8 protein-coding genes are annotated in these 6,894 nt (G+C 62.6%); 4 read left to right on the top strand and 4 right to left on the bottom strand.

What is annotated here, in order from left to right:
* Positions 1–87: 87 nt before the first annotated feature.
* A complete protein-coding gene (locus tag AC0L2J_RS32590; RefSeq protein WP_007612800.1) occupies positions 88–444 on the bottom strand; it encodes a hypothetical protein in 357 nt (118 codons plus the stop codon).
* 246 nt (positions 445–690) lie between these two features.
* Between AC0L2J_RS32590 and AC0L2J_RS32585 the strand changes: the two genes are divergently transcribed.
* The 3 genes from AC0L2J_RS32585 (at position 691) to AC0L2J_RS32575 (ending at position 1,864) form a co-directional block, all read left to right on the top strand.
* Entirely contained in the window at positions 691–834 is a 144-nt protein-coding gene (locus AC0L2J_RS32585; RefSeq protein WP_473395698.1) for a hypothetical protein, read from the top strand.
* Positions 835–1,196: 362 nt separating this feature from the next.
* Positions 1,197–1,382 (top strand): hypothetical protein, encoded by a 186-nt coding sequence (locus AC0L2J_RS32580; protein WP_007612798.1) that lies wholly within the window; start codon positions 1,197–1,199, stop codon positions 1,380–1,382.
* 140 nt (positions 1,383–1,522) lie between these two features.
* Positions 1,523–1,864, top strand: coding sequence for a phasin (locus tag AC0L2J_RS32575; protein WP_007601491.1), 342 nt, complete (start codon positions 1,523–1,525; stop codon positions 1,862–1,864).
* A 191-nt stretch (positions 1,865–2,055) separates the two neighbouring features.
* Here AC0L2J_RS32575 and AC0L2J_RS32570 read toward each other — a convergent pair whose 3' ends face one another.
* The 3 genes from AC0L2J_RS32570 to AC0L2J_RS32560 all read right to left on the bottom strand — a co-directional run bounded on the left by AC0L2J_RS32570 (position 2,056) and on the right by AC0L2J_RS32560 (position 5,449).
* Positions 2,056–2,373 carry a c-type cytochrome gene (locus tag AC0L2J_RS32570; protein ID WP_063995500.1) on the bottom strand — a complete coding sequence of 106 codons (318 nt, stop codon included), beginning with the start codon at positions 2,371–2,373 and terminating at the stop codon, positions 2,056–2,058.
* Positions 2,374–2,665: 292 nt separating this feature from the next.
* Positions 2,666–3,496, bottom strand: a complete 831-nt coding sequence (locus AC0L2J_RS32565; RefSeq protein ID WP_473395697.1) for an alpha/beta fold hydrolase — start codon at positions 3,494–3,496, stop codon at positions 2,666–2,668.
* 156 nt (positions 3,497–3,652) lie between these two features.
* A complete protein-coding gene (locus AC0L2J_RS32560) occupies positions 3,653–5,449 on the bottom strand; it encodes a ShlB/FhaC/HecB family hemolysin secretion/activation protein (RefSeq protein WP_473395696.1) in 1,797 nt (598 codons plus the stop codon).
* Positions 5,450–5,579: 130 nt separating this feature from the next.
* Between AC0L2J_RS32560 and AC0L2J_RS32555 the strand changes: the two genes are divergently transcribed.
* The gene (locus AC0L2J_RS32555; protein WP_473395695.1) at positions 5,580–6,866 is read left to right on the top strand and encodes a FecR family protein; all 1,287 of its coding nucleotides are present in this window, start codon (positions 5,580–5,582) and stop codon (positions 6,864–6,866) included.
* Positions 6,867–6,894: the final 28 nt, after the last annotated feature.

The raw sequence follows: 6,894 nt of genomic DNA, 5'->3' as shown, positions 1-6,894 counted from the left end.
CCCCCCCCCCCCCCCCCCCCCCCCCCCCCCCCCCCCCCCCCCCCCCCCCCCCCCCCCCCCCCCCCCCCCCCCCCGCCAGTCTGCTGCTTAGGGATGCGGCAGGATCTGATAGGTCGTGGTATAGGGCTCCACGCGCAGCGAGGCGTTGGCCAAAAGCCCTATTCTGGCGGTCGGCGCTTGCTGTAACTCGCCGTTCGGACCGCGATGCACGTTGTATTGCCAGACGGTGAGATCGCCCTTCTGTGCCAGAGCATGTGCAACGGCGCTGGCATCGTTGCCGCCGAGCGCCTGAAGCTCCTCCGTCGACAATCCAACGACGATTTCGTCCTTGATGGTGACGATCTTGAACAGGTTCATCCTGGTCTCCTGCGCCCACGCGCCTTGTATCGAGAAGGTGAGAAGCGCGACTGCGGCGCCCTTGATGAGATCGCAGCGAGAAAGCATGCCGTCGTCCTTTGGTGCTGGGGCGCCCGAATCGATCGAATGCATCGGCCAGGGCGCCCGTGATCTGCGTGACTGTTTCGCCACCGCTTTGTCGTTTGTTCCTCGAAAACGGTTCACGGCCGGAAACAAATGCGGCCCGATGAATCCTGGTGCGAAGAGGCCTGCCCAAGTCCAAGAGCTCGAGTGGGCGGGTTTGGATGAAAATCCAAATGCCATAGTTTGTCTCTTGGTTCAGAAGGCCGCGCTGTGGCGGCCTATCCATGGCGCGAGATCCACGTCTATTTCGTCGACGATACAACCGCTGGCGCCGGACTCAACAATTACGTGTATACGCTGAAGAAGCACTGGTTCGCGTCCACCAACGTCCATTCACATCCGAAACAAGACTAAACGCAGCGTCGATTGACGGCGATCGAGGCTGTATGCTGATCGATGACGCTTCTTGACGCAGGTGGGTGACGGCGGGCCATATTCCTGTTATCCGGAATTGCCGTGGTGCGATGCAGACGAAGCATCGCTGCGCCAACTGTTAGGCTTGCCGGAGGGGTTGTTTCTTGACATAGTTGCAACCTGTTCAGGTGTGCGCGCTTGCACATGAAGCTCGGCGTGCGAACGTACCGGGCTTCCCCCCCGGCCGAAGGCGCGCCGTCGCCATAGCATCCGGTTGGTTATGGCATCCGGTTGTGGCGTTTGGTTCTTAGTTGGGACCTCGATGTTGGATCACGAAGTCCGATGCTTGTCATAGGTGCGAGATGAAGAACCTCAATTTCGCAGCTGAGCTGCACCTCAAGCTCGGCGCGCCTGCAAGCGGCACTGTCGAAAGCCTGCGGCTGCTCCGCGCGTTTCTGAAGCTCGCGCCCCGGCAGCGTTTCGAGGTCATCAAGCTCGTCGAAGACCTCGCCACCGAAGAAACTCTCCCCGAACACCCCCTGTCCTGAGCCGGCCTGCGCGCCGGCCTTAACGCCTTGCCGTTCGTTTCCTGCCAGAGCCGGCCGCCGGGCGACGTCCCCCCGGCTGGACGCTGGCAGTCGATCCGGCAAGTGTGGTATTCAGTTCAGAAAACGGGAGGAGTGCGACCATGATCGAACCGAAGCTCGAAGTTCCGGCCGAACTGCGTGACCTGGCCGAGAAGACGATTGACCAGGCGGAAAAGGCATTCGGAATGTTTTTCGAAGCCGCCACCAAATCGATGACGACCGTTCCGGGCGCGGGGGCGGACGTGTCGAAGCAGGCGCTCGCTTTCACCGAGCAGAACATGAAGTCGGCGTTCGAGCATGCCCGCAAGCTCGTCCATGCCACCGACCTTCAGGAGGCGATGCGAATCCAATCGGATTTCCTGCGCAGCCAGTTCACCAGTGCCGGAGACCACATGCGCCAGATGACCGGCAGTCTCATGCAGCCGGGGAAGGGCAAGTCCTGATTCTCGGAGTGTTTACGGCGCGTCCACAGATTGGACTTGCGCAGCGTGAATATCCGCACGTCGATGCGGGTACCGGTCCATGATGGGCCGTCGAATGGACCTCATTCACAGCCCATCATCCTCCTGCCGATTCCTGTCGGTTCTCAGGCAGGATTTGCATCGTCGCAGGTGTCGACCGATCGGCCGCTCTGCTAACGCAGCGATGCGATGTAGGCCGCGATGTCGCCGGCTTCAGTCCGGCTCAAGGGGAAATTCGGCATCTTCGGGTGCGGATCTAGCAAGAAAAAGGCGAGCCTTTCCGAACTGAAGTCGGGCCTGCGCGCAACGGACGCGAAAGAGGGGACGTCGGCGCTCGCCTGGGTCTGGCCGTTCGCCACGACATGGCAGCTGGCGCACCAGCGCCTCGCAAGATCGGCGCCGTGATCTGCATCGGCGGCGAGAGCGGACAACGTGCCCATGCTCGAGGCCACTGCAACCAGCAGGCAAATTCGTCTCAAATGCCGGTGCATAGAGCAACCCTGTGTGTTGTTGGTTTGCGACGCCGTCCTCATCCGCAACACGAACCCGGAAACTGCGAGAGGTCGATGCGGGCGAAGATCGACCGCAGCAGCTTGCGAGCCGAACGATAGAGATGCCGGGCGAATCTCGGCGTCCTTGCCGCGGGCAGGCCAAAGCTTGTCCTATCGAGTCTTTTCGTATCAAGGCTTTCGATCGAGTGCGACACGTGCCTCTCCGAGATGGCGAGACCCTTTCTATCGTGGTCGGCTCGCGGCAGCCTTGATCTGCCGCAAAGGGGCCGGACTAATAGTCGCCGGGGTTCATGATCATCGGGCTTCGTGTATCGGCCGGGGCGAGCGCGCTGCTGGCGCTGTCCCGCAGGAAGCGGTCGAGTGTCGCCTGGATCTTTTCTTTGACAGCGTCGGGACCGCGATCGCTCATCTCGGTATGCTGTGCGCCAGTGTGGATAATGTCGATTCCGCGCGCCTTGGCCTCTTCCGGCGTCGGCAGCACGCCGGGATCGGTTACGAAATGCGGATCCTTCGAGCGGAACGACAGGATCTTCATGTTGTCGCTAAGCACGAAAGGCACCCGCAGATTGTCGAGCGTGATCACTTTCGACACCAGCTCCGGGTGCTGATGGGCGACATACATCGAAACGTCGCCGCCGTTGGAATGCCCGACGAGCGTGATGTGGTCGTAGTCGGCGTTCTCCTGCCGCCGCTTCAACTCGCCCAAGGTGAAGAGGATGTTGGCCTCGCAGCGGATATAGACCTCGCGCCGGCCGACATATGGCTGGCCGGCCTTGGTCATCAGCGGCGGATCGCTCGGCAGATCCTGCTGGATGCTGGCGACGAGATAACCGCGTGCGGCGAGTACGTTGGCGAGGAAGGAATATTCGGTGGCCTTGACGGTATTGCCGTTGCTGATGATGGCGAGCGGGAGCTTCCAGAGGCCGAGATTGGCCTTGGTCTCGTAATCACGCCGCACAGCGATTTCGACCGCAATCGGCCGCTGGCGCGCGGCGTCGAACAGGGTCAAATCCTCATGGCGGATCGCGAACCGGCTGACCACGAAGTACTGGCCGACGCCGAGGGCGCAGAGAAACGCCAGAACTGCAAACACCTTTTTCATGGTTCCGTCTCAAATCACTTTTGACTGAACATGGCTATTGGGAACTCCCGGATCGAGCGATCGTGAGCAGGGTACGGGATTAAATTTAGGCAAGTCTGTGAGCCACGCCCCAAAAAGGGGCCGCATGTGGGGGCCATAGCGCGAAGGACAAGGGGTTTACAGACAACCGCCCTTGCCGCGTTCGGAGCAGAGCCGCAACGCGCTTGACAGGGTAAACAGCAAGCGCGGGCTGCGGCGCTCGTTGTCGGGCGCCCGGTAGCTCAGGGGGACGGCGACGCCGAGATCGGCCTGGAAATCGTCCGGCAGGAAGAACCGTACGCCAGCTCCGGCCGAGGTCAGCGACAGGCCCTCGCTCAGGCGGTAACCGTGATTCCAGACCGCGCCGGCGTCACCGAAGGCGTAGAGCTGATAGCCGGTCCAGTAGCGGAAATTGAGCTTCTGGTCGAAGCGCAGTTCGAGCGAGCCGGCAAGACCGTTGTCACCGCTGATCTCGGCTGCGCCATAGCCGCGCCCGAAGGCAGCGCCGCCGAGATAGAATTGCTGCGAGGTGAACAGCGGCCGTGACGCCGTCTGGCTCGCAGCGGAGAGCTTGAGCGACCAGACGTCGTTGAGCGTCTGGTAGCGCGTGAACCAGAGGTTCAGCACGGAGAAGTTCGATGACGCGCCATCGCGCGACAACAGGTCGTCGTCGAAATGCGAGGCACCGAAGATGTCGAGCCCCTGGCGGTAGGTCAGCGTCGCGAAATTGGTACCGCCGAAATGATCCTGGAGCCGGTAGTCGGCGGTCAGGCTCGCGGTCCTGATGTGGTCATTGTACCAGGGGCCGTAAAGGTCATGCTCGGACACGTTGCTGAAGGTCGTCGCCGCGGTCAGGGTCAGCGATGAGGACTGCGACTGCAATGGGACGATGCTGGCACGCAGCTCGAACGCCTCGGTCGTGGTGATGTCGCTGTTGAGGCGGCGGGCATCGCCCGGTCTGACCGCGCTGTACAGGACGGACCCGCCGAGACGCACGCCGTCGACGCCGACGGGTGCATCGTAGGACAGCCGTGCGAAGCCAAGCTGGCGGGGGTCGTTGGCGATGGTCGACAGGTTGACCGCCAGCGTGTCGCCGGGCGTGAGATAGGAGTTGAACGCGCCGGTCGCGTAGGTCTGCCACGGACCGACTGATGATGAGCCCAGATTGTCCAGACCGAATGAGGAGAAGACGTGCCAGGTCTTCAAATAGACGATGAGGCGGAAGCGGCCGGTTGCACCGCCGATCTCCTCCAGTGCGGTATCGGTGATCCGGACGCCAGGTCTGCCGTTGATGAGAAAGAGCTGGCGTTCCAGCGTTGCCAGACGCGACGGTTGCTCCGCCAGAACCGGCCCAAGCATCGGTCTCACGCCGAACTGCTCGGCGCCGTCGCCTTTCAGCTCCGCCTGCACGATGGCGCCTTCGATCACCTGGATCCGGAGCAGGCCGTCCGCAATATCCTGCGGCGGCACGATCGCACGGCTCAAGTGAAAACCATCGGCACGGTAGAGATCGCTGATCGCGCCGGCGATCGCGGCGAGATCGGCCTGCGAAACCTTCTTGCCGACATAGGGCTGGTAGACCGCGGCGATGCGATCGGGGGAAACGGCCCGGGCTCCGCTGACATCGACGCCGCGCAGCACGAATTGAGGCTTGGTATCGCCGCCGGTGTTGGGCTGGCCGATTGTCGGTAGTCTGACTGGAGGACGCCTCAGCGATTCCCGCTCGGTTTGGTTTTCAAAATATTTCTCTGGTTGGCGCGGATCGAAGCCCGGCTGGTTCGCCTGTTGTGCGAAAGCCTGGGAAACTCCCGCGAAGAATGGGGCCAACAACACCATTGTGGTAACGAGGTGCCGATTCCCTGCGCGCGCAAAGAGCCTATCCCCGTAGTTTGACGGAGATGTGCCCGAGAAGCGGTAAGGGTTCGTTAGCCACATGATTTTTCATAGTTTTTTATGGTCAATGAACCGTTAACGCGACCACTCCGCTGGTCGCTTCCCGCTAATCTCATGTTGAGTGATTTCGGATACCCCTCAAGGCCGGCTGTAACGCGGACTGAGGACCGTCATGCTGAACAATATTGGAATGCGGTGCGCCTTCGCGGCTGCGCTGATCCTGGGAACGGCTTCCGGCGCATCCGCCGCGGACGATGGCGTCTGGTCGGTCGGCAAAGCCACTGGCGAGGTCTGGGTCGCCACCACTGGCGCGCAGCAGGTGTCCTTGAGCCAGCAGGAGGTACTCAAGCCCGGCGACACCATTCGCACCGGGCGTAACGGGCGCGTGCTGCTCGTCCGTGGCGAGGAAACGATCCTGATCTCTCCCAACTCGGTGGTCGGCTTGCCGACCGAGAGCAAGGAGGGCCTTTCGACCACCATCATCCAGCAGGCAGGTTCGATCCTGCTCGAGGTCGAGAAGCGCAACGTCAAGCATTTCGAGGTCGAGACGCCCTATCTCGCCGCCGTGGTCAAGGGCACCCAGTTCAGCGTCACCGTGAATGCGGGCAGCACCAAGGTCGGCGTGCTCCGCGGCCAGGTCGAGGTCTCCGACTTCAAGACCGGACAGATCGCCCAGGTCCTGCCGGGGCAGGCCGCCACCGTCTTCGAGCATGGCAAGCCCGGCCTCTCTCTGAGCGGCTCCGGAACGTTCAATCCGATCGAGCACGGCAAGCCGCGCGCCTCGAGCATCGAGCGCGTCCCCGTACCGAAATCGGGCCTGTCGGCCCCGCGCAACGCCGCGAACGGCCATGCGGTCCATGCGCTCGGTCCGATCGACAAGGGCACCAAGGCGGCCGGCGCGCTCAAGCCATCGCAACAGGCGGCCGGAGCTCACGCGTCCAAGGGCGGTGCTGCCAAGTCTGACGCTGCAAAGCCTGGCGTCGTGCGCATCTCGAACTCGCTCGGCGAGGTCAAGCTGAACGTCCACAAGGTCACGCACGGGCTAGCCCACGGAGGCGGTGCCCCCGGACAGGTGCGCAACGCGCACGCCAGCACCGAGACGGTCTGGAGCGACTCGAAAGCGAGCACGACAGCGTCCAACAGCACCGTCCAGACCGCGGTCACGACGAGCAGCGGCGTGACGGCTGGCAGCAGCAGTTCGTCAAATCCCGGCGCCGCGATCGCCGCAGCGGCCGCCAACGGAAACGCTGGTGGCAACGGCAACTCCGGCAACGGCAACTCCGGCAATGGCAACTCCGGTAACGGCAATTCCGGCAATGGGAATTCCGGCAACGGCAATGGTAATGGCAACGCCGGCGCCACCGGCAACGGCAGGGGCAACAACGGTAACGGCAATGGCAATGGCGGCGGCAACGGCAGCAACGGTCACGGCAATGCCTTTGGCCACAACAAGCACTGAGGCGATTTCTTAGGGGATGAGGGGGGCG

Source organism: Bradyrhizobium sp. MV1.5, assembly GCF_055807615.1.
The sequence above is the reverse complement of the archived record's forward strand: the minus strand, read 5'-3'. Positions and strand labels throughout refer to the sequence as shown.

What these genes read in the sequence shown, in the direction of transcription:
- AC0L2J_RS32590 (WP_007612800.1), bottom strand. Translation starts at nt 444, where the DNA reads ATGCTTTCTCGCTGCGATCTCATCAAGGGCGCCGCAGTCGCGCTTCTC.
- AC0L2J_RS32580 (WP_007612798.1), top strand. Translation starts at nt 1,197, where the DNA reads ATGAAGAACCTCAATTTCGCAGCTGAGCTGCACCTCAAGCTCGGCGCG.
- AC0L2J_RS32575 (WP_007601491.1), top strand. Translation starts at nt 1,523, where the DNA reads ATGATCGAACCGAAGCTCGAAGTTCCGGCCGAACTGCGTGACCTGGCC.
- AC0L2J_RS32570 (WP_063995500.1), bottom strand. Translation starts at nt 2,373, where the DNA reads ATGCACCGGCATTTGAGACGAATTTGCCTGCTGGTTGCAGTGGCCTCG.
- AC0L2J_RS32565 (WP_473395697.1), bottom strand. Translation starts at nt 3,496, where the DNA reads ATGAAAAAGGTGTTTGCAGTTCTGGCGTTTCTCTGCGCCCTCGGCGTC.
- AC0L2J_RS32560 (WP_473395696.1), bottom strand. Translation starts at nt 5,449, where the DNA reads ATGTGGCTAACGAACCCTTACCGCTTCTCGGGCACATCTCCGTCAAAC.
- AC0L2J_RS32555 (WP_473395695.1), top strand. Translation starts at nt 5,580, where the DNA reads ATGCTGAACAATATTGGAATGCGGTGCGCCTTCGCGGCTGCGCTGATC.